General features: G+C 61.9%; 20 protein-coding genes. 8 read left to right on the top strand and 12 right to left on the bottom strand.

Annotated elements, in window-relative coordinates:
* Positions 1-27: 27 nt before the first annotated feature.
* Positions 28-1182 carry an acyl-CoA dehydrogenase gene (locus M0954_RS08595; RefSeq protein WP_297352668.1) on the bottom strand — a complete coding sequence of 385 codons (1155 nt, stop codon included), beginning with the start codon at positions 1180-1182 and terminating at the stop codon, positions 28-30.
* A gap of 202 nt (positions 1183-1384) precedes the next feature.
* On the opposite strand from M0954_RS08595, the gene M0954_RS08590 reads away from it, so the two are divergent.
* Positions 1385-1915 (top strand): BON domain-containing protein, encoded by a 531-nt coding sequence (locus tag M0954_RS08590; protein ID WP_297352666.1) that lies wholly within the window; start codon positions 1385-1387, stop codon positions 1913-1915.
* Here M0954_RS08590 and M0954_RS08585 read toward each other — a convergent pair.
* From M0954_RS08585 to M0954_RS08570, 4 genes are all read right to left on the bottom strand, one after another.
* On the bottom strand, positions 1912-3093 hold the full coding sequence (locus M0954_RS08585; RefSeq protein ID WP_297352664.1) for an acetate/propionate family kinase: 1182 nt from the start codon (positions 3091-3093) through the stop codon (positions 1912-1914). The two genes, M0954_RS08590 and M0954_RS08585, sit on opposite strands and share 4 nt — an antisense overlap.
* A 3-nt stretch (positions 3094-3096) precedes the next feature.
* On the bottom strand, positions 3097-5493 hold the full coding sequence (locus M0954_RS08580; protein ID WP_297352662.1) for a phosphoketolase: 2397 nt from the start codon (positions 5491-5493) through the stop codon (positions 3097-3099).
* Between the two features lie 277 nt (positions 5494-5770).
* Positions 5771-6436, bottom strand: coding sequence for an HAD family hydrolase (locus M0954_RS08575; RefSeq protein WP_122154741.1), 666 nt, complete (start codon positions 6434-6436; stop codon positions 5771-5773).
* Positions 6437-6660: 224 nt separating this feature from the next.
* Positions 6661-7674 (bottom strand): MerR family transcriptional regulator, encoded by a 1014-nt coding sequence (locus tag M0954_RS08570; RefSeq protein WP_297352660.1) that lies wholly within the window; start codon positions 7672-7674, stop codon positions 6661-6663.
* 262 nt (positions 7675-7936) lie between these two features.
* On the opposite strand from M0954_RS08570, the gene M0954_RS08565 reads away from it, so the two are divergent.
* From M0954_RS08565 to M0954_RS08550, 4 genes are all read left to right on the top strand, one after another.
* Positions 7937-9334 (top strand): MFS transporter, encoded by a 1398-nt coding sequence (locus tag M0954_RS08565; protein ID WP_122154739.1) that lies wholly within the window; start codon positions 7937-7939, stop codon positions 9332-9334.
* Positions 9335-9490: 156 nt separating this feature from the next.
* Positions 9491-9844 carry a type II toxin-antitoxin system PrlF family antitoxin gene (locus M0954_RS08560; protein WP_123384067.1) on the top strand — a complete coding sequence of 118 codons (354 nt, stop codon included), beginning with the start codon at positions 9491-9493 and terminating at the stop codon, positions 9842-9844.
* Entirely contained in the window at positions 9841-10356 is a 516-nt protein-coding gene (locus tag M0954_RS08555) for a type II toxin-antitoxin system YhaV family toxin (RefSeq protein WP_123384068.1), read from the top strand. Before M0954_RS08560 ends, M0954_RS08555 begins: the two co-directional genes overlap by 4 nt.
* Before the next feature lie 232 nt (positions 10357-10588).
* Positions 10589-10750: a hypothetical protein gene (locus M0954_RS08550; protein ID WP_166660710.1), complete on the top strand. Its 162-nt coding sequence runs from the start codon at positions 10589-10591 to the stop codon at positions 10748-10750.
* Positions 10751-10914: 164 nt separating this feature from the next.
* Here the strand turns inward: M0954_RS08550 and M0954_RS08545 are convergent, their stop codons facing one another.
* Together M0954_RS08545 and M0954_RS08540 are read right to left on the bottom strand one after the other, a co-directional pair.
* Positions 10915-11784, bottom strand: a complete 870-nt coding sequence (locus M0954_RS08545) for an MOSC N-terminal beta barrel domain-containing protein (RefSeq protein ID WP_297352658.1) — start codon at positions 11782-11784, stop codon at positions 10915-10917.
* Between the two features lie 76 nt (positions 11785-11860).
* A complete protein-coding gene (locus M0954_RS08540) occupies positions 11861-12454 on the bottom strand; it encodes a cytochrome b (protein ID WP_123384070.1) in 594 nt (197 codons plus the stop codon).
* A 339-nt stretch (positions 12455-12793) separates the two neighbouring features.
* On the opposite strand from M0954_RS08540, the gene M0954_RS08535 reads away from it, so the two are divergent.
* Both M0954_RS08535 and M0954_RS08530 read left to right on the top strand, forming a co-directional pair.
* Complete coding sequence (locus M0954_RS08535; RefSeq protein WP_122154734.1) at positions 12794-13198, top strand: heme-binding protein; 405 nt, start codon at positions 12794-12796, stop codon at positions 13196-13198.
* A 172-nt stretch (positions 13199-13370) separates the two neighbouring features.
* Positions 13371-15542, top strand: coding sequence for a malate synthase G (locus M0954_RS08530; protein WP_297352656.1), 2172 nt, complete (start codon positions 13371-13373; stop codon positions 15540-15542).
* A 169-nt stretch (positions 15543-15711) separates the two neighbouring features.
* Here the strand turns inward: M0954_RS08530 and galU are convergent, their stop codons facing one another.
* Both galU and M0954_RS08520 read right to left on the bottom strand, forming a co-directional pair.
* On the bottom strand, positions 15712-16605 hold the full coding sequence (gene galU, locus M0954_RS08525; RefSeq protein WP_122155683.1) for a UTP--glucose-1-phosphate uridylyltransferase GalU: 894 nt from the start codon (positions 16603-16605) through the stop codon (positions 15712-15714).
* A 250-nt stretch (positions 16606-16855) separates the two neighbouring features.
* A complete protein-coding gene (locus M0954_RS08520) occupies positions 16856-17011 on the bottom strand; it encodes a hypothetical protein (RefSeq protein ID WP_167379387.1) in 156 nt (51 codons plus the stop codon).
* Positions 17012-17313: 302 nt separating this feature from the next.
* On the opposite strand from M0954_RS08520, the gene M0954_RS08515 reads away from it, so the two are divergent.
* Positions 17314-18549: an acyltransferase gene (locus M0954_RS08515; protein WP_297352654.1), complete on the top strand. Its 1236-nt coding sequence runs from the start codon at positions 17314-17316 to the stop codon at positions 18547-18549.
* Between the two features lie 183 nt (positions 18550-18732).
* Here the strand turns inward: M0954_RS08515 and M0954_RS08510 are convergent, their stop codons facing one another.
* The 3 genes from M0954_RS08510 to M0954_RS08500 form a co-directional block, all read right to left on the bottom strand.
* Positions 18733-21204, bottom strand: a complete 2472-nt coding sequence (locus tag M0954_RS08510) for a glycosyltransferase family 4 protein (RefSeq protein ID WP_297352652.1) — start codon at positions 21202-21204, stop codon at positions 18733-18735.
* On the bottom strand, positions 21201-22667 hold the full coding sequence (locus M0954_RS08505; RefSeq protein WP_122154730.1) for a flippase: 1467 nt from the start codon (positions 22665-22667) through the stop codon (positions 21201-21203). The genes M0954_RS08510 and M0954_RS08505 overlap by 4 nt, the downstream gene beginning before the upstream one ends.
* A gap of 206 nt (positions 22668-22873) precedes the next feature.
* Positions 22874-24584 (bottom strand): hypothetical protein (locus M0954_RS08500; protein WP_297352650.1); only part of this gene is annotated, 1711 nt, incomplete at its 5' end.

Here is a 24584-nt window from a genome sequence, read left to right as displayed (position 1 = left end):
CGTATGGGAGCGACTCGCGAGAGCTGCCTAGAGCGACCAAGCGCTGCCGTCGCCGCGGTAATCGCCATTGCCATCGCCGCCGGCACGCTCCGACAGCACGCGTTCGCCGAGCGCGGCCAGATCGCGCTCAGCGTGGCTCTGTCTGAGGAAAACCGGCAGATCGGCCATGGCCCGGGCAAAGCGCTCGTTGCGGCACAGCGGGGCCGCGCCGAGCGCACGGCCCGCATGGCTCATGACGGTGGTAGCCGCCGCCTCGACAATCAGTCGTGCGCGTAACGCCGCAATCTGGACGTCGGCACGCGGGTGAGCGTCGATCTGCGCAGCGGTGGCGCGTAACACCGCCGCAGCACCGGCCAGCGCGACCTCCACCGCTCCCATGTGCGCGAGGCGATGGGCGTCAGGGCGAGCCGCGACGGCGTCGGCCATCATGTGAGCAATGCCTGCCGCGGCACCGTACCAACACGCCGCAATACCCCCGCCGCCTTGCCAGAAACCGGCACGGCTGACGTAGTCGCGCGGCGCGCCGATCTGGATCGCGCGGGTTCCCTCGAAGCGGACATCGCCGCTTTCGGTCGCGCGCATGCCGACGGCTTGCCAGTGGTCTGAGGAGATCGAGACAGATGGTTGAGTCAGCGCGACGGCAGCCAGCACCGGCTGGTCGCCGAGCCATGCGGTCACCAATGCGTGGCTGAGCACACGGGCGCCTGAGCACCATGCCTTGACGCCATCGAGTTGCAGCTCGCCGTTCGCGAGCGACGTAGCGGTTAAGCGCGCGTCAGGAGCTTCGGCTGCCCATACGCCCCAACTGCTTCCGGGGGGCACGGCCGGCCCCTCTAGTTCGGCGAGGATCGCGAGCGCATCGGTATGGCCTTCGAATAGTTTGACGAGACCGAGATCGCGCGCCGCGACTGCCGCCAGCGCACGCCAGCGAGCCAGCGTGTGGCCGCCGCCCGGCAACGGCAAACGGTCATGACCGCCCGCGATCATTTGCGTCAGGACGACACCTAGTGCGGCAGGATCCGCTGGGTCGAAGCGTGCACGGGTCAGGAAATCTTCTAGCGCGACGCCGGCATTTTTTACAGAGTCCTGACGATTCGCGGCGACGAGATCTTCGTCGTACAGGGCGCTTTGGGCGCGCCGCTTCGCCTCGTGATCCGCGGCACGCATACGGGTATCTAACATGAGGGCCTCCCTGGCCGCGTCGATTTGTCGGCGCGGCCATTCGGGAGCCGCAGCGCTTGCTGTATTCGAGCAAGCGCTGTGCCGCAGGCAGCGGCTACGAGCAAGACGCCGCTCGCGGGAACAACGCATAATGAGAAAACAGGCACAGCTGTCGTGCTTTCGCACGACGCAGGACAACGCCGGACAAGGAGATCAAGGTCCCATGAAACGTGCCCTTTCGAACGACGACGCGTTGCAGCGCGCCGTGCTGCTCGAGCTAAACGCGGCGAATGTGCCCGCGGGGCGGGCTGCCGTCGCGGTGGACGCAGGCATCGTAACCCTGCTGGGCTACGTCGAACATGCCGCGCAAAAGCGCGCGGCCGAAAGCGCTGCATTGCGGGTCGAGGGTGTCAAGGCGGTGGTCGTCGCCATCGAGATTCGCGGAGTGGACTCGGAGATACAGCACGATGACCAGCTTGCCGTGGAAGTGCTCAGGCGCCTGGCGTGGGACGTGTGGGTGCCGAAGGACGTGCTCAAAGTAAAAATCGAACACGGGCACGTAACGCTGCTGGGTCAGCTTGACCGGGATGAACAGCGTTCAGCCGCTCTGGAGGATGTGACCCGCCTGTTCGGCGTGACAGGGGTGTCCGACCAGACCACGGTGAAGAGCGCTGGCAAGACCGCTGACAACGGGTCCAAGGGAGCGAAAAGCGGCAAGAGCAATAAGAGCGGCGGTCGCCGCCCGGCAGGCTAACGCTTCTCCTGCTGCATCAACGTCCGGCAATGGCGGGCAATCTGCCGTTCCTCCTCGGTGTGCAGGACGCGCACTTTCCCTGCCGGATCGTCGGCCTTCAACCCGAGAAATTCCAACCCGGTACAGACACGGCGCCGCACCTCCGCACTGTGCTCGCCAATCCCGCCCGCAAACACCAGCAGATCGATCCCACCCAGCAGGGCCGCGTAGGCGCCGACATATTTGCGCACCGCCGTCGCGAAGACCTCGACTGCCAGCTCCGCGTCCTCATCGCCCGCCGCACTGCGCTTCTCCAACGCCTGCATGTCGCCCTCGCCGTCGGTAAAACCGGCGAGGCCGCTCTGGCGTGTCAGCAGCGTTTCGAGCTTGTCTGCGTCGAGGTGCTCGGTGCGCATCAGGTACAGCAGCACTCCGGGGTCAAGATCGCCGCTGCGCGTGCCCATCGGCATGCCGCCGGTTGGCGTCATGCCCATCGAGGTGTCGACGGAGCGCCCATCCCGCAACGCGCACACGCTCGAACCGTTCCCCAGGTGCGCAAACACCGCCCGCGAAGGCAGATCGGCACCCAGACGCCGCACCAGCGATTCGTACGACAAACCGTGAAAGCCGTAGTGAATCACGCCCGCCTGCGCATAGCGGCGCGGCAATGCAAGCTGCGTAGCCGCGCGCGGCATGGTGCGATGGAACGCGGTATCGAAACAGGCGTAATGCGCCGCGTCGCCGAATATCTTCTGCGCCTGGTCGATCAAGGCAAGCGCGGGCGGGATATGCAGCGGTGCGAAATGCACCGCCTCCTGCAAGCGCTGCCTGACTTCAGGTGTAAGAAGCTGATGCTCGCGCAGATGCGGGCCGCCATGCACCACGCGATGCCCGACCGCCACCGGCCGGGTGTGTCCATGGTCTGCCAGCACGCTGGCGAGACTCTGCAGGGCGTCGGTCTGCGACTCAAGCACCTGGTCTTTTTGCAACAGCACGGTGCCGTCGGCTGTCTTTATCTTCAGACTGCCGTCCGGGCGGCCGATTCCTTCAGCGCTGCCCTCCAGCAATAACGTTTCGTCATCCTGATCGGCCTGCGAAGCACCGGCAGCGTGCGCTGCCTTGAACAGGCCAAACTTGAGCGACGACGAGCCGCTATTCAGAACCAGGATCGTCGGTTCGCTTTTCGCTGTGTCCGGCATCGCTTAGCCCTTCCATGTCCAGTTGCGGATCTCCTCGCTGTCGATACCCTCGGCATGCGCATACGCGACATGCTCGATGATCTGACCGCGCAGCCATTCTTTCACATGATCGCCGACACCGCGCAGCCCCGGAACACGATCGATCACGTCGATCGCGAGCGAGAAGCGGTCCACCTGGTTGATGATCGCGAGTTCCAGCGGCGTATTGATGTTGCCTTTCTCGTGATAGCCGTGGACATGCAGGTTCTCGTGATTGGTGCGGCGGTACGTGAGCTTGTGGATCAGCGACGAATAGGAATGGAAGTTGAAGATCACCGGCTTGTTGACCGTGAAAAGCGAATCGAAGTCGCGGTCCGACAAACCATGCGGATGCTCGGTGTCGGGCATCAGCCTGAACAGATCGACCACGTTGAGGAAGCGGATCTTCAGCGTGGGAAACTTCTCCTTCAGAATCTCGACGGCCGCGAGCGATTCCATGGTCGGGATGTCGCCTGCGCAGGCCATCACCACATCTGGCTCGGCGCCGTGATCGGTAGAGGCCCAACCCCAGATGCCGATGCCCTTTGTACAGTGCGTGACGGCATCGTCCATGCTGAGGTACTGCAGGTGCGGCTGCTTGTCGGCGACGATCACGTTGACGTAATCGCGCGAGCGCAGACAATGGTCGGCCACGCTCAGCAAACAGTTGGCATCGGGCGGCATATAGATGCGCACCACATTCGGGCTCTTGTTGGTGACCACGTCGAGAAAACCGGGGTCCTGATGCGTAAAACCGTTGTGATCCTGGCGCCAGACCAGCGACGTGATCAGCAGGTTGATGGACGGCACCGGCTGCCGCCATCTCAACTCGAGCTTCGATTTTTCGAGCCACTTGGCGTGCTGGTTGAACATCGAATCGATCACGTGCACGAACGCTTCGTAGGTGGCGAAAAGACCATGCCGCCCGGTCAGCACGTAACCTTCGAACCAGCCCTCGAGCGTGTGTTCGCTGAGCATTTCCATGACGCGACCATCCACCGAGAGCTCGCCGCCATCTGCATCGCTGGGCTCGGTTTTGGCAAGCCAGGTTTTCTCCGACACCTCGTAGATCGCGGTGAGCCGGTTGCTGGCAGTCTCGTCAGGGCCGAAGACGCGGAAGTCGCTCATATTGCGGCGCATGACCTGGCCGAGAAACTTGCCGAGCACCTCGGTGGGCGGCACATACTCCGCGCCGGGTGTCTTGACCTCGACGCCATACTCGCGAAATTCCGGCATATCGAGCGCCTTGCACAGCAGCCCGCCGTTGGCATGCGGATTGGCGCTGATGCGGCGCGTGCCGGTCGGCGCCATGTCGCGCAGCTCGGCGACCAGCTTGCCCTTTTCGTCGAACAGTTCTTCCGGACGGTAGCGTTTCATCCAGCTCTCGACCAGTTTGAGACTCGAGTCGTTGGTCGCCGGATCGAGAATCGGCACCTGGTGCGCGCGCCACGAACCTTCGACCTTATGCCCGTCCACTTCCTTCGGGCCGGTCCAGCCCTTGGGCGAACGCAACACGATCATCGGCCAGCGCGGCCGCTCGGCACGGCCGCTCGAGCGCGCCTGCTGCTGGATCGCACGGATTTCGCCGATGCAATGCTCGAGCGTGGCCGCCATCTTCTGATGCATCGCCTCCGGTTCGTCGCCTTCGACGAAATACGGCTTGTGCCCGTAGCCCGTCAGCAATGCTTCCAGTTCTTCATGCGGAATGCGGGCAAGGATCGTCGGATTGGCGATCTTGTAGCCGTTCAGATGCAAGACCGGCAACACCGCGCCGTCGCGGATCGGATTGAGGAATTTGTTCGAATGCCAGGAGGTGGCGAGCGGTCCGGTTTCCGCCTCGCCGTCACCCACCATCACGGCGACAATCAGATCGGGGTTGTCGAAGGCCGCGCCATAACCATGCGAGAGGCTGTAGCCGAGCTCGCCGCCCTCGTGAATCGAGCCGGGCGTCTCCGGCGTGCAATGCGAACCGATCCCGCCGGGGAACGAAAACTGCCTAAAAAAGCGCTGCATGCCGGCTTCGTCTTCACTGCGGTCGGGATAGATTTCCGAGTAGTGCCCCTCGAGATAGCTGCTCGCCAATGTAGCCGGCGCGCCATGCCCAGGGCCGGCGATATAGATGACGTCGAGGTCGAGTTTCTTGATCAGGCGGTTCAGATGCACAAGCAGGAAGCTCTGCCCGGGATCGGAACCCCAGTGGCCCAGCAAGCGGCGTTTGATGTGTTCGGCTTTGAGCGGTTCGCGCAGCAGCGGATTGGCGCGCAGATAGATCATCCCCGCTGCGAGGTAGTTGCAGGCACGCCAGTAGCGGTCCATCTTGCGCAACGTCTCGTCGTCCAGCACCGGGGAAGTCGGGGGGGAAATTGTATCGATCTCGGCCATCGGGTCACTCCGTGGTTAGGGTCCCGCAGTTGCTGCCTCCGTAGGTACGACGGCAGCCCGCCTTCATTCAGTCTCCAAATCTGACAGGGGCAGCGTGTTAAGGTTCGCCGCCTCGTGCATGGTTGTCGTGGGTGGCGAGTGGATTACGCAGCCCACGGATGGTCTACCCACGGACGGCCAACGGATGGCCACCCTTCTCCCCTATAGTGCGCGGTCGTTATGCCAGCTAGATGACAGAGTAGTGACGGTGCGGGCGCATCGCCATGGCAACCGGCTCTCAAAGCACACTCAGATCCATCGTAGCCAGTTCTCCGACGTGCTCGACGGTTACGTCAGCCGGGGGATAAGCGGCAATATTGGCGGGATCGAGCGCGTAGTGCCCTTGGCGGGGAAAGACTGTCGTCAGCCGTTCTTTCCAGATCTGCTTCATGGCGGCGAGGATGCGCAGCTTGTCGTCGACCATCACGTAGCGCTTCGCCGGATACCGTTGAACGACTTCATCGAGCATCCGTTCCTTGTGGATGTAGATCAACACGCGCCCCTCCACGGCGTCCCATAGCCCCGACTGCTTGATCTTACGGGGCTGGAACACGACGTCGCCGTCAGACAGGATCACGGTCGGCCCGACCTTGCGCATCTGCGCGATCGCCGCGAGCGCGTCCGGAAACAGGCGGGTGGCGAACGGATAGTCGATCAGGAACGACGACATCAACATCAGTTGCGTGTCGCATTGACGCTCTAGCCGGTAGCGTTGCAAAGCCCCGAGGTAATCGGCGTAGCCCAGCTCGCTGCGCAAGGTTTCGAAGATTTCCCAGTAGCGGTCGCTGGCCGTGGTGCCGAACTGTTCGGTCAGGTGCTCGCGTAAATCCGCCACGACCTGATCGTTGTTCAATAAGGTGTTGTCGACGTCGAGCAGGAATATGACTTCTTCAGGCGCGCTCATACGATAGGTTCCTCCGCAAACGATGACTGGGATGTTGGGTACGGTCGGTATCGATCATACGCGCGCTCGGATGATGGTGCCTCTAAAGCGGGTGAGGGATTGGCTGGAGCCGGTCGCATCGGACGATGCGGACCGGATCGCGAATCGGCTAGCGGATTGTCAGCTATCCGAAGTGAATGGTATTCGAAATGGAATCGGCGCCGAATATACGCTGCATTCTTCGCTCAACCACCCTCATCCGGCGCCCACCGCTCCTCCCGCGCCACCCGCTCTAGCGCCAGCTCGAACATCGCCCGGGCGCGATTCGCCACCTCGCCCAGATAGCGATGCAGCGCTGCATCCGCCGGCGTGCGCGACATGCAATCGTCGCTATATTGCTCGAACGACGACAACTGCTGGATCAGACCGGCAAGATGGCGTGGGCACTCGCACGCGATGGTGGTCAAGCGCCTGGCAATCGACACGAGTGCGTCGTCGGAGTAGCGGCGCGGCGTACGTGCGTAGGCTTCGACAGCATCGCGTGGCTGCGTCTGCGGTGACAGGTCGCGCAGAATCTGCCGTGCCTGCAGCTTCTCCAGCGGTTCGCGATAGACCCGCACGCCCGCATAGCGCAGCGTATTCACGCTGTGCTCGGTACCGAACGCGTAGACGACAGCGAGCACCTTCGCATGACACGTCTCGCCGAGCCCAAGCACGGCTTGCACGAGCTCGTCGTGCAGCGACGCGACATGAATCACCAGGGCGTCTGTTTTCAGCGGATGCGCCTGAGCGTCCTTGATGTCGTCGAACACGGTGAGGCGTGGCTGGCTGGCGGAGCGCAATTCCGGTAGATCGCTGCGCAAACGGCGTGCGAGCGAGGTGCCGACGATCGTGAGCGTCGACTCCGCGGCATCATCCAACGGACCAGGCGGGAACGCCGCCTCCGCATACGTCAACGCAAGGCGGTCCAGTTGATCGAGTTCAAGCCGTGCAATCGAGCCAATCGCGTGACCGCGTTCCACCAGTTTCTTCAGCAGGATCAACCGCTGCACATCCTGCGACGAGTAGAGGCGTTGTCCTGAGGCGCTTTTGGGCGGCGCGACCACGCCGTAGCGCCGCTCCCAGATCCGCAACGTTGTGACGGGCATTCGTGCGAGACGCGCGGCGGCGCCGCTGCGATAGCACTGAAGCTGGGCTTTCTCTTCCTCGCCGACGTCTGACGTGGCGATCAGTGGGTCATGAGGGGGCTGTTCGGTCATTGGGATCCAATACTGTGTTGACGCGTGAATGCATCAATATTGGACGATTATAGAGACCATAAAAGGGTCAACTAAGACTCAATCTCAATATTTACCGAGTCATTATCGTTTCATTCAAGAGTCCCGATTTGCGAAGTCACCCGCCCGCTACCGCTCCGTATTCACACGCATTGCGCCAGCGCGCCGCGCCGTGCGACATTGCCGCGAGCCCATCACACGCTCGGCCGTCAACCTTACAAAATCTTTAAAACAAGAGGCGTTCATGTCCACACAGAAGGCAGCGGAAATCGCTGCCCGGTTTGACCGGTTACCTCCTTCGCGTACCGTCTGGACCATGGTGATCCTGATCTCGCTCGGCGGCGTATTCGAGTTCTACGACCTGTTCTTCACCGGTTATGTGGCGCCCGGGATGGTCGAGTCGGGACTGTTCAAACCTGAATCGCTGGGCTTTTTCGCGGCACTGCAGCCGCTCGCGGTGGCCGGGTTCGGCACTTTTGTGTTTGCCACCTTCGCGGGATTGTGGATCGGCACCGTGGCGTTCGGCTTCGTGGCGGACCGCTTCGGACGGCGCGTCGTGTTCACCTGGTCGCTGATCTGGTACATGGTCTGCACGGTGATCATGGCTTTCCAGACGTCCGGCTTCGCGCTCGATATCTGGCGCCTGATTTCCGGTATCGGTATCGGCGTCGAACTGGTCACCATCGACACCTACATCTCCGAACTGATCCCCGGTGGCGAGCGCGGCCGGGCGTATGCGGTCAACCAGTTCATCACGTTCGCGGTCGTGCCGGTGGTCGCCTTTCTCGCCTACGCGCTCAAGGGCACCCAGCCGCTCGGCCTCGAGTACTGGCGCGTGGTGATCCTGATCGGCTCGGTCGGGGCAGTGATCGTCTGGATCCTGCGCCGCAAGATTCCCGAAAGCCCGCGCTGGCTCGCGCGTCATGGTCGCATCGAGGAAGCCGAGCGTATTGTCGCGGATATCGAACGGCGCGTCGCCGCCGAGAAAGGTGTGGTCTTGCCGCCGCCGCAGTTGGTGGCGCCCGAGCACGCCGGTGCGGGTTCATACAAGGAGATTTTCGGGCCGCAATACCGTCGGCGTACCCTGCTTCTGTCGATCTTCAACATGGCCCAGGTGATCGGTTTCTACGGCTTCGCCGCCTGGGTGCCAACGCTCCTGATCCATCGTGGCATTCATGTGACTGCGAGCCTCGGCTATGCGTTCGTGATCGCCATTGCCAACCCATTCGGGCCGCTGCTGGGCGTGTGGTTTGCCGACAAGTTCGAGCGCAAGACGCAGATTTGCGGCGGCCTGATTACGATGGCGGTGGTGATCGCCGTGTTTTCCCAAGTCTCCGAACCATGGCTGCTGATCGTTCTGGGCGTGCTGTTCACGCTCGCGGCGAACATCATGTCCTACGCGTATCACGGCTACCAGGCCGAACTTTTCCCCACGCGGATCCGGGCCCGGGCAATCGGCTTTGTCTATTCGTGGAGCCGGATCTCCGCGGCCTTCGCGGGACTCGCGATCGGCATTCTGTTGCACGGGTATGGCGTCGCGGGCGTGGCGGCTTTCATCGGCGTTTCGATGCTGGTCGGCATTGTCATGATCCTGCTCGGGCCGTCGACGCGCGGGCTGTCGCTGGAGACGATCAGTCACTGATCCTGATTCGCGCGGGCGGGGGCCTTGGGTGGTCGCCATTCGCACGTCGTGAGCATCTCCCCCGTTCGATGCTCACGACGCGGTAATGCAATTGCATTGACCTGACAATGCAATTGCATTACTATGCGTGTTGTAGTCTACAGAATGGAGTCCGAGATGTCTTTTTCCTATCTCTCTGAAGCAGATTTCGTCGTGGAAGCCGAGTCGTCGTTAACAGACCGCTACCAGACGACAGTCCCGGAAACTGTCCGGCGTGCTCTTAAACTTGGCAAGCGGGACAAGATTCATTACGGGGTCACGTCGAACGGTGAGGTCGTCATGTTCCGCGCTACGGCTACCGCCGAAGAAGATCCGGCTTTCGGCCCGTTCCTGGTCTTTCTTGCTCGCGATATCCAAAACCGTCCGGAGAAACTTCGCTCATTTTCGCCCGCTTTCGTGCAACGCGTGCAGGCACTGACCGAAGACGTTCAGATCGATCTCGATGCTGCACTTTCTCCGGATGACGAATGACCGAGGAAGCAAAGAAGGCCGAAGCAATTCAACATTTGGAGATAAACGGGTGGACCATTTTCGCCCACCCTTGTTTTCTGGGTCAGTTCGAATCGCTCATTGAAGATGTTGAGTCGCTTCGGCAGAAGCTTCCGAACGACTACAAAAAGAAGAACGCCACGAAGCGGCTCGCGGCAATCGCGAAGCTGGCGTGGGAGGAAATCCCGCAAGATCCGGAAAAGGCCGAATACAGACAGGGCGACACTTTAGGTGGTGAGCGCAAACACTGGTTTCGTGCGAAGTTTTTCCAGCAGTACCGTCTATTCTTTCGTTACCACAAGGCTTCGAAAATCATCATCTTTGGCTGGGTAAATGATGATGCCACCAAGCGTGCCTACAGTTCGGGAACCGACGCCCACAAGGTATTCGGGAAAATGTTGGATAAGGGTCAACCGCCTGACGATTGGGACCAGTTGCTTGCCGAGGCGTCAGCCGCATCGGACAGGCTAGCCAAAAAAAGAAAGGCCCGGTGACACACCGGGCCTGCAAAGGTCACCCCCTACAAAGACCCAGGGGCAACTGGACGTGACTCTCGGAGACTGCGCGGTGCATGAAACGATTTGTTCGTGCGACGCTGCATACAACATCACTCTATGCGTTCCATCTTAAAGGGAACTTAAGCTCGCATCGTTTGCAATCAAACAGCGGCGATCCTGGATGCGATGCATAATTGAGCCAACCCCATCAACCAACGGACGCCCAGTCATGACTGAACGCGAAAGCGAAGCAGCGAACACGGTCAAACCATCCGGGCGCGCCCCGGGATCGTCGCGGATGATCTGGGTCATCGTTCTGACATTGCCTGTCACCATCGTGGCGCTTGCCATTACCCTCGAGATTTTTGGCTTGCTGTTGCGACTCGGTTGAATACCGCAGGATTCCTAAGGTTCATCGGGAAAAATCCCGCGAAACGCTCCTTCAGAGCGCCACAACTGCCGCACTTTCCTCAGAAAACACACCCCGTATTGATGAATTTCGACGGATCGCCGGAGACGGTCGCGGCGGCGGCCCAATCGTCGAATGCCAGCGACCTAATCGTCGAAGGCCAGCTCGGCGTCGATCTGCTGTCCGAGCGCCAGCACCGCACCATAGCCCGCCGAAACGATCCCATTCTGGCCGAACGTCAGCGCGCCATCGAGCCGCGCATTGGCGCGGTAACTGCTCATCGTGTCGAGCGGCTCGTTCGGCCAGAGCGGATCGGGTACCCCGTTCGCCTGATCGATCGTGGGCATCGGGCAGCGCGCGCAGGGCTTGACGAGGTGGACCTGCACGGTTTCCTCGCTCGTCCAGATCGTCAGGTTGTCCACGAAGTCTTCTTCATAGGCATCGAGGCCCTTGAACACCAGATTCGGCCTGAAGCGGTCCATGGGGATCGGCGGCGCGCCTTTGCCGGCGAGACGCCGGTTCAGATCGGCCAGCGACCCCTCCCCGATGATCAGCAAGGGAAAGCCGTCGGCAAATTGCGTAATGGCGTGCATATCTCCCGTCCAGTCCGGGTCCACCACACGTTGCACCGCCGGATCGAAGCGCGCGAGCCGCACAGGCTCGTTGAGAAACGCGCTGAACCAGGCCGCCGTTTGCCGGCCGGTGTCGAAGGCCGGCATGGTGTCTCTCCAGACCGTGACATCGAACCGTTCAGGCTGTTCGAGCGCCTCAACCGCGAGCGGCGTGCGCAGCTCGGGCATGCCCGGCGCCGAGACGATCAGTTCACTCTCGCCCAATGCCACCTGAATCAGAGCAAGACGCCCATGGCTGCGCTGCGTCAGCATCTGCCCGCCCGGGGACGACACCAGCCAGTTGCGATCGTATTCAAGCCCCGAGGGCAACAGTCGGGCCTCGTTTAGCGCAATACCGGCGCACGACTTGATCGGATAGACGTAAAGACCGCTGACGGCTGGCATGATGGGGGCGCGTTATTTGACGGTGTAGAGGCCGATTGTAATAGCCGCCGCGCACGCCTGCCCAACCGGCCATAAATCAGCGCCTGGCCGAGCGCCCCGTCATCCGCCCGAGAATGTCCACGCGCTCGATCAACTGATGGTAGATCACCGCCAGCACGTGCCCGGCAATCAGCGCATACGTAGCCCACGCGAGCAGCGCATGAATGCGCCCGGCGAGATGGCCGAGCGCCTTGTCCTGCGGCACCACGCCCGGCACCTGGAACAGCCAGAACCAGTTGACCGGATGGCCGCCGCCATAGGAATTGATGTATCCGCTAATCGGCATTGCAAAGAGGATCACGTACAGCAAGCCGTGACCGATATGCGCGAGGGTTTGCTCGAACGCTGGGATCGACGCCGGCAAGGGCGGCGCGTTGCCCGACAGGCGCGTGACCAGGCGGATCAGCGTCAGCAGCAGGACGGTGAGGCCGATCGATTTGTGCAGGTTGACCCAGTTGCCCCGCATGGGGTCGTGGCGATCGAGGTTGGTCATGTACCAGGCGAGCGGAATCACGACGAACATGCACAACGCGGTGAGCCAGTGCAGCACCCGCAGCGTCAGGCTATAGGTCGAACGGACCGACGGTAGCGCGGTGCTCGCCGCAGGGGATACGCGGGATGGACGGGACATGATGAGAGCCTTTCAATCGTATTCGACCGTGAAAGCTTGACATAAAAATATGGCGGGCGCGCTGTCTGGATACTTGCCATCCCCCGCCCCCGGTTACGCAACGTTACGAACCTCTTGCAGCACGTGTGCCTGCGCGCTTGATGTGCCGACGCCGGGTTCCAATACGCCCCGAGGCGCTTGGACGTAAAATCCCGAAGCACAGCGTAGCCGCGACGCCTCAACCGGCGGCGCGCACGTCTCACCCCATACGCAAACCGCACGCCTCATGAGGGCGTGCCGCAGGATCTAGACAGATAGATGTAGAAGAACCCTTACCATAACCTAGACAGGGAATTCATTATGCTGACGAAACATGTGTTGGGCGTTGCCGAAATCACGCAGATTCTCGCCGCCGCGCGTGCCGAGGCCGAGAAGAACCAGTGGGCCGTGACGATTGCGGTCGCCGACGACGGCGGCCATCTGCTTGGCCTGCTGCGCCTCGACGGCTGTGCCCCGGTCGGCGCCTATATCGCCGTTGAAAAGGCCCGCACTGCGGCGCTTGGCCGGCGCGAATCGAAGGTGTACGAAGACATGATCAACGGCGGCCGCACTGCGTTTCTGAGCGCGCCGCTCTCGGGCTCGCTCGAAGGCGGCGTGCCGGTGATCGTCGACGGCCAGGTGATCGGTACGGTGGGTGTGTCCGGCGTCAAGGCGGACCAGGACGCGCAAGTGGCCAAGGCGGGCGCGGCCGCACTCAAGGGTTGAACCGACGGGTTGAACCGACCTATAGCCCGAGCAAAACGACCGACCAAAGCGCAGTGATAAAACCAACCGTGAAGCCAACTACGGAAGGCACTCACGGAAGCCACTGCGCAAGCAAACGAACCATCAGGCCGGTGACCCCACACCGGCCCAGCCCAATCAGATGGAGCAGTCCATGACTGACATGACCAAGCGAAGCGGACTGCAGGTAGCCGCGAATCTCGACCAGTTTATCGAACAGGAGGCCTTGCCGGGCACCGGCGTCGACAGCGCCGCCTTCTGGGCAGGATTCGACGCGCTGGTGCACGACCTCGCGCCGAAAAACCGCGCCCTGCTGGCCGAGCGCGACCGCCTGCAAACCGAACTCGATCAATGGCATCGCGCCCATCCGGGCCCGGTGCGCGACCTGCCCGCTTACCGCAGTTTCCTCGAAAGCATCGGCTATCTCGTGCCGGTACCTGCCCGCGTCAAGGCCACGACCGACCACGTGGACACCGAAATCGCCGAGCAGGCCGGCCCGCAGCTCGTCGTGCCACTGTCGAACCAGCGTTACGCGCTGAACGCCGCCAATGCGCGCTGGGGCAGCCTGTACGACGCGCTGTACGGCACCGACGCGATTCCCGAAACCGGCGGCGCCGAAAAACAGAAGGCTTTCAACCCGGTGCGCGGTGCGCGCGTGATCGCCCGTGCCCGTGCCTTCCTCGACGAAGCCGCGCCGCTCGCCCACGGCTCGCATGCGGACGCCACCCGCTATAGCATCGAAAACGGCCAACTCGTCGTGGCACTGAAGAACGGCGCCACGGCACTGAAGACGCCCGCGCAATTCATCGGCTATCAAGGCGAAGAAGCCGCGCCCTCGGCCGTGCTGCTCAAGCACAACGGCCTGCACTTCGAAATCCAGATCGACGCCGAGGATTCGATCGGCAAGACCGACTCGGCCCACGTCAAGGACGTGCTGATGGAAGCGGCGGTGAGCACGATCATCGACTGCGAAGACTCGGTCGCCGCCGTCGATGCAGACGACAAGGTCCTGCTCTACCGCAACTGGCTCGGCCTGATGACCGGCGATCTGACCGAAGAGGTCACGAAGAACGGCAAGACGTTCACGCGCCGTCTGAACGCCGATCGCGTCTACACCGCCGCAAATGGCACGGCGCCGGTCGTGCTGCATGGCCGCTCGCTGCTGTTCATCCGCAACGTCGGTCATTTGATGACCAACCCGGCCGTGCTGACAAAAGATGGCCACGAGATCCCGGAAGGCATCCTCGATGCGGTGATCACCACCCTGTGCGCGGTGCACGATCGCAAGCACACCCTGAATTCGCGCACCGGCTCGGTCTATATCGTCAAGCCGAAGATGCACGGCCCGGCCGAAGTCGCGTTTGCAAGCGAACTGTTTGCGCGCGTCGAAGATCTGCTCGGTCTCGAGCGCAACACGATCAAGATGGGCATCATGGACGAGGAACGCCGCACCAGCGTGAACCTCGCCGCGTGTATCGCCGAAGCGTCGGCGCGCGTTGCGTTCATTAACACCGGCTTTCTCGACCGTACCGGCGACGAGATGCATACCGCCATGCAAGCTGGCCCGATGCTGCGCAAGGGCGACATGAAGTCGACCGCGTGGATCACGGCATACGAGCGCAGCAATGTGCTGGAAGGTCTCGCCGCGGGCCTGCGTGGCCGCGCGCAGATCGGCAAGGGCATGTGGGCGATGCCGGATCTGATGCATGCGATGCTCGAGCAGAAGATCGCGCATCCGAAGGCCGGCGCGAATACCGCATGGGTGCCCTCGCCGACCGCAGCCACGCTGCACGCGCTGCACTATCACCAGGTGGACGTGCAGGCCGTGCAAAAGGAGCTGGAGAAGATCGATGTGGCGAGCGTGCGTAGCGAGCTGCTGGATGGCCTGCTGACGATTCCGGTGGTCGAAGCCGCGAAGTGGAACGCCGACGAGATCCGCCAGGAAGTCGAGAACAACGCGCAAGGCATTCTCGGCTATGTCGTGCGCTGGGTCGATCAGGGCGTCGGTTGCTCGAAGGTGCCGGACATCCACAACGTCGGCTTGATGGAAGACCGCGCAACGCTGCGCATTTCCAGTCAGCACATTGCGAACTGGCTATACCACGGCGTAGTGACGCGTGAGCTCGTTGAAGAGACGTTCAAGCGCATGGCCAAGGTAGTCGACGAACAGAACGCCGGGGACCCGCACTACAAGCCGATGGCGCCCAGCTTCGACACGATCGCCTTCAAGGCAGCTCAGGCGCTCGTGTTTGAAGGACTCGAACAACCGAGCGGCTACACGGAACCGTTGCTGCACAAGTTCCGGCTTGAGGTGAAGAAGGTCTGAGAATCGGCGTCGGCAGGTTTATAGCCGGACGCTGACGAAAACAAACGGGCGCCACGCATTGTGTGGCGCCCGTTTTTCATTGGTGTGCAGGTATTCAGCGTCGATCAGTTCTGCCAGGATTTCGGCGAGCCCACCGACGACGTCGCGCGCCCGCTCCTCGACGCTGCTTTCAGGCCGCCGCAGCTGTGAGGTGGAGCGGCAAATAAGCCTGCAGATACTCTTCGAACTCGGCGCGCACTTCCGGATGGCGCAACGCGAACTCGACCGTCGCCTTCAGGTAACCGAGCTTGCTGCCGCAATCGAAACGCGTGCCGAAGTAACGGTACGCCAGCACCTGCTCTTCCGTGAGCAGAGACTGCACCGCGTCGGTCAACTGCAACTCGCCACCGGCACCCGGCTTGAGCGCGCGGATATGCTTGAAGATGGTCGGCATCAGCACATAGCGGCCCACCACGCCAAGATTCGACGGTGCCTTGTCCGGTGCCGGCTTTTCGACAATGCCGGACAACTTGATCACGTCCTCTTCCCACTCACGGCCGTCAACCACGCCATACGAGCGGCTGTCCTCGCGCGCGATGGTTTCCACGCCGATCACTGAGCTGTGATAGTGGTTGAACACGTCGACGAGCTGCTTCATCACTGGTTGCGTGCTGTGCAGCAGGTCGTCGGCGAGAATCACCGCGAACGGGCTGTCGCCCACCAGTTTCTCCGCGCACAGCACGGCGTGGCCGAGGCCGAGGGCCGTAGCCTGGCGCACATAGAAGCAATCGACATTAGCCGGCTTGATGCCGCGCACCAGTTCCAGCAGTTGGTCCTTGCCGCGCGCTTCGAGCTCTGCCTCGATCTCGTACGACTTGTCGAAATGGTCTTCAATGGCGCGCTTGCTGCGGCCCGTTACGAAGATCATCTCTGTGATGCCGGCCGCTATCGCCTCTTCCACTGCATATTGGATCAGTGGCTTGTCGACGATGGGCAGCATCTCCTTGGGGCTTGCCTTGGTGGCCGGCAGGAACCGTGTCCCGAGACCTGCCACGGGAAACACGGCTTTGGTAACTTTCAGCATGGTATGCATTCCCACATAGGTTGATGAAAGTGTGCGGTTCGCCGGATGGGCGCCGAATAGAACTGATCGAAAGTGTTGTTAAAATCTAATTCACGTTTCGTCGAAATTAAAGTAAATAGTGTGAAAAAATAATCTATAAGCTTTTATCGCGCTGAGTGATTAACTTTGCACGTCAATGCAGGAAACAATTACGCCGAAACAGACCGAGTGCCGTAATTTTTACGGGCCGGTGACTGCCCCGGCCCAAGCGTCAGGCGGCGCCTTCCTCGTTTTCGTCCATCGGCGGCAAATTGCCGGGTTTCATCCGGAAGCGGCCGATCGGTTCATTGCGCAGCGCCTCACGGTATGCCGAAGCGGCGACAAGGATCAAAAGCACGGCAATGCCGGCGAGCAGATGCAGGTTCATGACTCCACCTCTGGTCAGATGAATCAGAGCACCAAACTATCACGACAAAATCGGCAAATAATTCTGTCAACCGCTGATTTGCACGCGAATTACAAATCGAAACACATTTAATTCTTCCATCACCAGATATGCCATTTTTTATTCATTTTTTTACCCCGACGGTGTTCTAGGATGTGCATGCGGCGGCTGGTGCGCATAGGGCGTCCTATTGGGCGGCCGATTCGCGCACGGTTCTCGTTCGTATGAGCCGTTGGTCGGTTTAGCCGGTTTAGCCTCTTCTCTCGCCTGATAAAGGACCGCGCATGAGCGATTCAGCCTTCGATGCCAGTGGTGCATCCCTGCAGGCTTCCCTCCCCGCTTCCGCGTCCATCCCGGCTCGCCCGCTGCGCGACGCACGCGTGGACAGTGCCGGCAAGGAACACGTCATCGATGCCATGCGCGGCTTTGCCGCGTTGCTGGTCGCCTATTTTCATTGCCGCCAGGTGGCCTGGGTCGGCATGGAAAGCTTTCACCGGACTGTCGGCCATGCGCTGGGTTTCAGTTCCATCGCCGCGTATCTGACCTTTCCAATCGCCTGGGGCTCGGCAGGCGTGCCGATTTTCTTCGTCATCAGCGGATATTGCATTCATCGCGGCGGCGCGTTGCGGCTCGCGCAAAACCCGGTCTACCGGCTCGACACGGTCAATTTCTGGGCGCGCCGCTTTGCGCGGATCTACCCGGTGCTGCTGGCTGCGTTGCTGCTGACGTTCGCGCTTGACTGGTTCAGCTTCCAGTTGCCGCCCGTCAACCACAAGTTGCGCGAGATCGGCTTGCAGGCGTTTCTGGTCAACCTGTTTTCGCTGCAAGGCGTAGCGGGCAAGACGTATGGTTCGAACGGCGCGCTCTGGACACTCTCGCTCGAGGTGCAGTTCTACGTCATCTATCCGCTGCTGTTCGCGCTGCGGCGCCGGATCGGCATGACGCCGGTGCTGGCGCTGGTCGCACTGGTCAATATCGTGTCGGCACTGGTGCTCGAGCGGCACGACCTCCAGTTCTTCACGTCGTACTGGTTCTCATGGACACTCGGCGCCTGGATTGCCGACGCGCGGGCCCAGACAGGTGCCGCCGTGTCGCTCGACAAGCGGCCTGTCTCGAACTGGCTCTACGCCGTCGCGACGGGGTTCGTGGTGCTTGGCTGCGTCGCGTTCCACTTTGGCCAGTACGGTGCGTTCCAGTTCTGGGCGCTCGGTTTCGCTTTCTACCTGTACAAGGCGCTGGATCGGCAACGCGCAGTGGATACGCCCACTGCGCGCGTGCTGTCGAGATTCGGCGACTTCAGTTTCTCGCTCTACCTGATCCATTTGCCGATTTTCGTGCTGCTGTCGTCGCTGCTTTATCGCTCGGCGCTGCAGCTGTCGATCTGGCCGTCGTTCGGCTTCATGCTGGTGGCCGTGCCGGTTGCCTACGTGTTCTATCGTCTGGTCGAGCTGCCTGCGATGAAGTGGTCCGCGAGCCTCAAACCGAAGAACAGGGGCGATGTGGCTGTGCGGGCGGCGTGAAAGGAGCGGCGGCGGCAGCGGCGTGAGTAACGCGCCGCAAGCTGCCCGCTGACCTTGCCCGCCGTAGCCGCGCGATAGAACGGGCACGACAAAACAGAGGGCGAATACAAAAGGGCCGCAGCGTTGTCACTGCGGCCCTTCTGCTTCGTCGATCTTCGCAAGGTCGTAGGCTCCCTCTCAGGCTCAACTTCCCTTCTTGCCCCCTGCCACGTCCTTCAGAATCCGTTCGACGCCATTCACATAGGCTTTGGTACCGAATCGCCCCAACGCCGTCTGGTAGCCATTCGTGACGAGCCGTTCGCGCAGACCGTTATTGCTCCGCAACTCGGCAAGCACATCGGCTAGCGCGTTGGCATCGCCGGGCGTGCACAGCACACCATTCACGCCATCCTCGACGATTTCCAGCACGCCGCCGGCCCGTGCCGCCACAACGGGACGCTGTGCCAGCATCCCTTCCACGATCACGCGGCCGAACGGCTCCGGCGTGATCGACGTATGCGCGATGGCATCGACCGCACACATGCAGGCAGCGATATCGTGCTGAAAGCCCAGAAAGTGCACTCGCGCGCCCAGTCCATGCTCTGCGACGAATGCACGCAACTCCGCCTCATAAGCGTCTTCGCCAAACAGCGGCGCTCCTACCAGTACCGCATGCATATGCGGATTGAGGACCATCGCTTCGAGCAGCACATGCTGGCCTTTCCAGCGTGCAAGCCGACTGAACGAGCCAACGAGGAAAGCGTCCTGCGGCAACTTCAGACGGGTCCGCAGCGCCGCAACCGGCACGCCGCGCAGCGCGTCGAACGGCACCGCTGAAATGCCGTTGAAGACCACGTCGATGCGCTTTTCATCGAAGCGGGTCAACTCGGCAAACGCACGCGCGGACGCCGCCGAATTAGCGATCACGTGCGCCAGACCCAGCTTCGCGCACCACTTGATGATGCGCAGCTGCTTGCCGCCGAAATGCTCAGGACTCACGATATCGCGCAGATGCCACACCACCGGGCGACGCGCGAGCCGCCCCGCGAGCGCGCCGATCACCATGGCGCGCTGCGTGTTCGCATAGATCACATCGGCATGCCGCGCGCGGGCAACAGTAGCCTTCACCAGCCCAGCCACGCCTTTGATCGCGCGTCCGAGCGGCGGCGTGCTGCCCTGCTTGCGCACCTCGCGTAATGCACCGGAATTCAGCACCCGCACATTCACGCCGGCCGTATCGAGCGCCGTGCGAAACGGACCATCGTCAAACAGTACGACTTCGATACGTGAGCGCAGTGCCTTGACGATCTCGAGCAGCGACAACTCTGCACCTCCGAGCACGCCGCTCTGATCGATCGCCAGTATCCGTGGCGTATTCCCTGCAGCGATTTCAGCAGTGGGTGGCGCAACATACGGCTCATACACCGGCATCGTCGCACCGTGCAGGGCCGGGACAGCAGCCCGCACATGCGCGAAGAAGCGCTCGCGGAAATGCGCGGCTGAGAAACGCTCCGCATTGGCGCGGCAATCGATAGCGGAAAAGCGGCTTGCGTGCGCGTCAAAATCCTCGACCGCCGCGATGATCGATTCGGCGCGCTGATCTTCGAAGAACATGCCGGTGGGTCGCGTGTTCGACAGATCGCGCACCGTCTCAAGCGCCCCGCCCTTGCCGTACGCGATCACCGGCGTGCCGCAGGCCTGCGCTTCGACCACCGAAATGCCGAAGTCTTCCTCAGCGGCGAACACGAACGCCTTGGCCCGCTGCATCTTTTCCTGCAGCACCTTGAACGGCTGGTAGCCCATGATCTCGACATTAGGCCCCGCCTTCGCGCGAACCTTCTGCATGTCGGGCCCGTCGCCGATCACGACGAGACGCCGTTCCGGCATCCGCGCAAACGCTTCGACGATCAGATCGATCTTCTTGTACGGCACCATCCGCGATGCGGTCAGATAGAAATCTTCCTTCTGCTCGTGCAGTACGAAAGCCTCGACGTCCACCGGCGGGAAGATCACAGCCGCGTCACGCTGATAAACCTTCTTGATGCGCCGCGCGATGAATTGCGAGTTGGCGACGAAGGTGTCCACCGAATTCGACGTGCGGATATCCCAGTTGCGGATGTAGTGAAGAATCAGCCGAGCCAGCGCGGATTTGGGCCCATTGGTCAGCTTCGATTGCTCCAGATACTGATGCTGCAGATCCCACGCATAGCGGATCGGCGAATGCACATAGCTGATGTGCACCTGGTCCGGGCCAGTCAGCACGCCCTTGGCGACCGCGTGGCTGCTGGAGATCACCACGTCATAAGCCGACACATCAAGCTGCTCGATCGCGATCGGCATCAACGGTAAATACGCACGGTACTTGGTGCGCGCCTTCGGCAACTTCTGGATGAACGAGGTCGTCACCTGCTTGCCGCGCAGGAAACTGCGGTCTTCGAGAAAGTCGACCACGCTGAACAGATCGGCGTCCGGGAAGCACGCCACGATCTGTTCGAGCACGCGCTCGGCACCCGCGTAGGTGACGAGCCAGTCGTGCACGATCGCCACCCGGACGTGGCTGTCCGCGCGCGGCACGCGCCGTGGTGGCGCATGCACTGCGGGCGGCGTCGCGAGTTCGGCCAGCGCGCTGCGCTGGGTGGGCCGTAATACGGCTTCCTCAAGGACATCCTGGTTCATGCGCTTTTCCTCGGATTCAGTCGCAACAGCAGCGAACGCGCAAGATCGCGCAAGGCAGGCGTCGAGGTGATGGACCACGCCACATTGACGGCCGCCACTACGGTGCCGGCAACGATCGCCAGCGAAAGACTAGGCACGGCACCCGCAAGCCACAGGCTTGCCAGCAAAAACGCGAGATGGGGGAGCATGTCGAGCACGATCGGCCGCGCACGAACCGCCGACAGCCACAGCAGCACGCCGTAGTCGAACAGCGCACGGCCACCGACGGCCACCGCCGCTCCGGTCAGGCCGAAGTACTTGATGCCGAACCACAGGCCGGCGGCATAGACCGGCAATTCGAGCAGGCCGACGCGCGCCGCCACCGACGGATTAACCTGCGACTGGATCATGATGCGGCTCACATTGGCCTGCCCGATCAGCCACACCGTGACAATCAGGATGCGGCCCACAGGGGCGGCGATCGTGGCGATCTCATTGCCGACCCAGATATGCAGGAACGGTCCGAGCACGAACATCGCGCCCAGCGCAATCGGCGTAAAGGCGCCATTGAGAAACTCGAGCGACTGCTGCACGATCAGGTCCGCGTGATCGCGGGCGACCGCAGACAGACGCGGAAACAACGTGCGCCCCAAAGCGGTGGGCACGATATTCAGGCGCGTCACCAGGTTCTGCGGCACCGTGTAGAACGTCACGAAGCGAGCGCCGAGACTGGTGCCGAGAAAAACCTTGTCGAGCGAATCGGCCACCATAAAGGCGACGCTCGTAATCAGCATCCAGCCGCCGAAGTTGAACAGCCCCTTGGCCACGCCGAGTTGTGGCGGCAGGATGCGCCGCAGATTGAGCACCTTCAGTGCAGAGCGTCCGAGCAGCAGCGCAGCGAAGAGGCGCGCCACCACCGCGGCAGCCAGTACGTTCTGCAGGCTCGGGCCCATCCACCACGCCACCCCTAAAGGCAGAAGCTGAAACGCGAAGGTGCCGAGCGTCTGGTTGGTGTTGTAGACACCAAAGCGTTCGGCGCCGTTGATGGCGCCGCCAAACACCCACGAGACGTTAGCAATCGGAATCGCAATCGCGAGCCACGGCAGCGCCATGTAGACCTCGTGCTGCAATGCCGGTGACACTTTGCTGAAATAGGCGGTGTAAAGAAATGCGCCGAAATAAATAATCAGGCCGCCGATAATGCCCGTCACCAGATTGAGCCAGGTCGCACTCCAGAACACGCGCGCGCACTCGTCCGAGTCTTTCGAAGCGAGCGCCTTCGAGATATGGTTTTGCGCCGCCATGCTCATGCCGAGATCGAGAATCGAGAAATAGCCGATCAAGGTCCACACGAGCGCAATCACGCCATAACGCTCGACGCCCAGCAGCCGGATATATGACGGCACTGTCACGAGCGAAACGAAGGTCGGCAGCACCAGTCCGAAAAAATTGATGCCTACGTTCTTGAGAATGCCTTTGTCCATCGGATGCCTTTTGATTCAGCGATGCAGCGTGCACCGCGATGCACGCGCCATAGAAAAGCCGCGCGATGCAAGCCCATGAAGTCTGCTTCGAGTAAAGCACGTAAAAAACGCATGCTGTTCTCTATAAATCGACAGAAAAATAATTCGCCGCACGATGCATGTCATGCGTCGAAATGTGCGGCGTCGGAAAATAAATCAATCCGACATCAAGACGGCTTCCAGCGGTACATCATCACTTTGCCGCGCGCGTCCTCTTCCACGAACACGAGGTATTCGCCGTTGCTGCGTCGATAGGCCGTCACGCCGTTCGGCACGTCGACCCAGCCCGACGCCTTGCCGACCTCAGGCCCCGGCCGGATCACGCCGACTTCCTTGCCGCTGTCCTTGTCGAACACGTGCACGGCACCTACTGGCTCGACCGCGAAAACGTATTGCCCTTCCACCGTGAGGCCGATGATTGTTACGACCGGCTTGGCGTGCGTTTCCCATGGCAGCGTGATCGAGTAACGCAGGACTGGCTTGCCGCTCGACCAGTTGTCGTAGCGCACCAGCACGCGCCCCACCTCTTTCCAGAAGGACCGATCGACGGGCATGTCGGCCGTATAGCCGGTCACATAGAGCGAGTCGGTCTGCGGCACGTAAACCGCCCGGCGCAGCTCGGTGAACGGCTGCGGTACCGGATAGGTGGTCATATCCGAATAGGAGTAGACCGGATTGCCCTTTGCATCGAGGCCGCCGAAATGCAGCCGGTCGATGCCCTTGACTACGCTCGTGCGCCAGATGTCGCCGTTGCTGTCGACCCACCAGCCCCAGCCGCCGGCGAGCCGCGTGCCGCTCGTATTCGGCGTGAACTCGTCACTGGTGAATTTGCCGTCGCCCTTCACGTCGCGCCACATCCACTCGCCGCCGGGCGGCGCGTTCGGCACGCCCGCAACGCCCCGGTCGCGGCCCGCAATGAGGCCCGAAGGGATCGCCGTCTCGCCGTCATGCGCAGCATCGAAGCGATAGATCTTCAGATGGTCCGCATACATGTCGGTCAGATAGAGAAACGTATGCCCCTTCAGTTGCCGGGCGATCGGCAAACCCGGCCACATGTCGGTGTGAAAGACCGGATCGTCGGGATATTTGAAGCGGTTCGACAGGAAACCTACGTATTTCCAGTCCTGTCCCGCGGGCTTCGACAGGTCGAGTTGAAAGCGCTTGTTGCCGGTGTAGACGCTGTCCGGGCGCGCCGGGTCCATCCACGCGCCATCGACGAATAGCAGCCCTTGCACCTGCCAAAGTTGCTTGCCATCGGGGGCGTAACTTTCGAGCGTGGCGCCGAGGCCCGCGCCGAGCGGCGCGAAATGCGGTCCCATGCCGTTGGTCGAGACATAAACGTTGCCACTCGCATCGACACCGACGCCGGTCAGTCCGTTGAAGCGCTGTGGCCCGGGCTGCCCTGCCACACCCGCGAAGATGCCGCCGCGTTCGCCGAGCGTGCCCGACGCCACGTAGCGCCCACCTTCCTTGCTGAAGAACAGCACCTGCTGACGCGGACCGTTGTCGGCGACGAGCACGCGCCCGTGCGCATCGAGCGCGACGTCGACCGGCACCGAATCGGCCGGCAGCGGCAGCGTGTCGGCGAGAAGCTGGCCGCTCGCCGAGTAGTGCGCCACGTGGGGCGTAGCGTCGGTGAGCGCGCCGCTTATCACCCACAACGTGCCGTCAGCGGCCAGCGCGATGTGCCCCGGCTCATGCACGGTCCACTCCGCTTTGCGTTGCATCGATTCGGCATCGTAGACTTCGACCCGGTTTTGCGTGGTGTTCGACACGTACAACGTCGTGTCGTTGGCCGCGAGACCCTGGATGTCAGCTTTGGTGCCCGCGGGCACTTCGTTCACGACAAGGAAGCCTGCCGCCATTTGTGCATGCGGG

This window comes from Paraburkholderia sp. (assembly GCF_026225065.1).
GTDB lineage: Bacteria > Pseudomonadota > Gammaproteobacteria > Burkholderiales > Burkholderiaceae > Paraburkholderia.
Note: the sequence above shows the minus strand (reverse complement) of the source record. Positions and strands in the feature narration are given on the sequence as shown.

Bases quoted from the DNA above. Each gene is read 5' to 3' on its own strand.
- M0954_RS08595 (WP_297352668.1), bottom strand. From the start codon at position 1,182: ATGTTAGATACCCGTATGCGTGCCGCGGATCACGAGGCGAAGCGGCGC.
- M0954_RS08590 (WP_297352666.1), top strand. From the start codon at position 1,385: ATGAAACGTGCCCTTTCGAACGACGACGCGTTGCAGCGCGCCGTGCTG.
- M0954_RS08585 (WP_297352664.1), bottom strand. From the start codon at position 3,093: ATGCCGGACACAGCGAAAAGCGAACCGACGATCCTGGTTCTGAATAGC.
- M0954_RS08580 (WP_297352662.1), bottom strand. From the start codon at position 5,493: ATGGCCGAGATCGATACAATTTCCCCCCCGACTTCCCCGGTGCTGGAC.
- M0954_RS08575 (WP_122154741.1), bottom strand. From the start codon at position 6,436: ATGAGCGCGCCTGAAGAAGTCATATTCCTGCTCGACGTCGACAACACC.
- M0954_RS08570 (WP_297352660.1), bottom strand. From the start codon at position 7,674: ATGACCGAACAGCCCCCTCATGACCCACTGATCGCCACGTCAGACGTC.
- M0954_RS08565 (WP_122154739.1), top strand. From the start codon at position 7,937: ATGTCCACACAGAAGGCAGCGGAAATCGCTGCCCGGTTTGACCGGTTA.
- M0954_RS08560 (WP_123384067.1), top strand. From the start codon at position 9,491: ATGTCTTTTTCCTATCTCTCTGAAGCAGATTTCGTCGTGGAAGCCGAG.
- M0954_RS08555 (WP_123384068.1), top strand. From the start codon at position 9,841: ATGACCGAGGAAGCAAAGAAGGCCGAAGCAATTCAACATTTGGAGATA.
- M0954_RS08550 (WP_166660710.1), top strand. From the start codon at position 10,589: ATGACTGAACGCGAAAGCGAAGCAGCGAACACGGTCAAACCATCCGGG.
- M0954_RS08545 (WP_297352658.1), bottom strand. From the start codon at position 11,784: ATGCCAGCCGTCAGCGGTCTTTACGTCTATCCGATCAAGTCGTGCGCC.
- M0954_RS08540 (WP_123384070.1), bottom strand. From the start codon at position 12,454: ATGTCCCGTCCATCCCGCGTATCCCCTGCGGCGAGCACCGCGCTACCG.
- M0954_RS08535 (WP_122154734.1), top strand. From the start codon at position 12,794: ATGCTGACGAAACATGTGTTGGGCGTTGCCGAAATCACGCAGATTCTC.
- M0954_RS08530 (WP_297352656.1), top strand. From the start codon at position 13,371: ATGACTGACATGACCAAGCGAAGCGGACTGCAGGTAGCCGCGAATCTC.
- galU (WP_122155683.1), bottom strand. From the start codon at position 16,605: ATGCTGAAAGTTACCAAAGCCGTGTTTCCCGTGGCAGGTCTCGGGACA.
- M0954_RS08520 (WP_167379387.1), bottom strand. From the start codon at position 17,011: ATGAACCTGCATCTGCTCGCCGGCATTGCCGTGCTTTTGATCCTTGTC.
- M0954_RS08515 (WP_297352654.1), top strand. From the start codon at position 17,314: ATGAGCGATTCAGCCTTCGATGCCAGTGGTGCATCCCTGCAGGCTTCC.
- M0954_RS08510 (WP_297352652.1), bottom strand. From the start codon at position 21,204: ATGAACCAGGATGTCCTTGAGGAAGCCGTATTACGGCCCACCCAGCGC.
- M0954_RS08505 (WP_122154730.1), bottom strand. From the start codon at position 22,667: ATGGACAAAGGCATTCTCAAGAACGTAGGCATCAATTTTTTCGGACTG.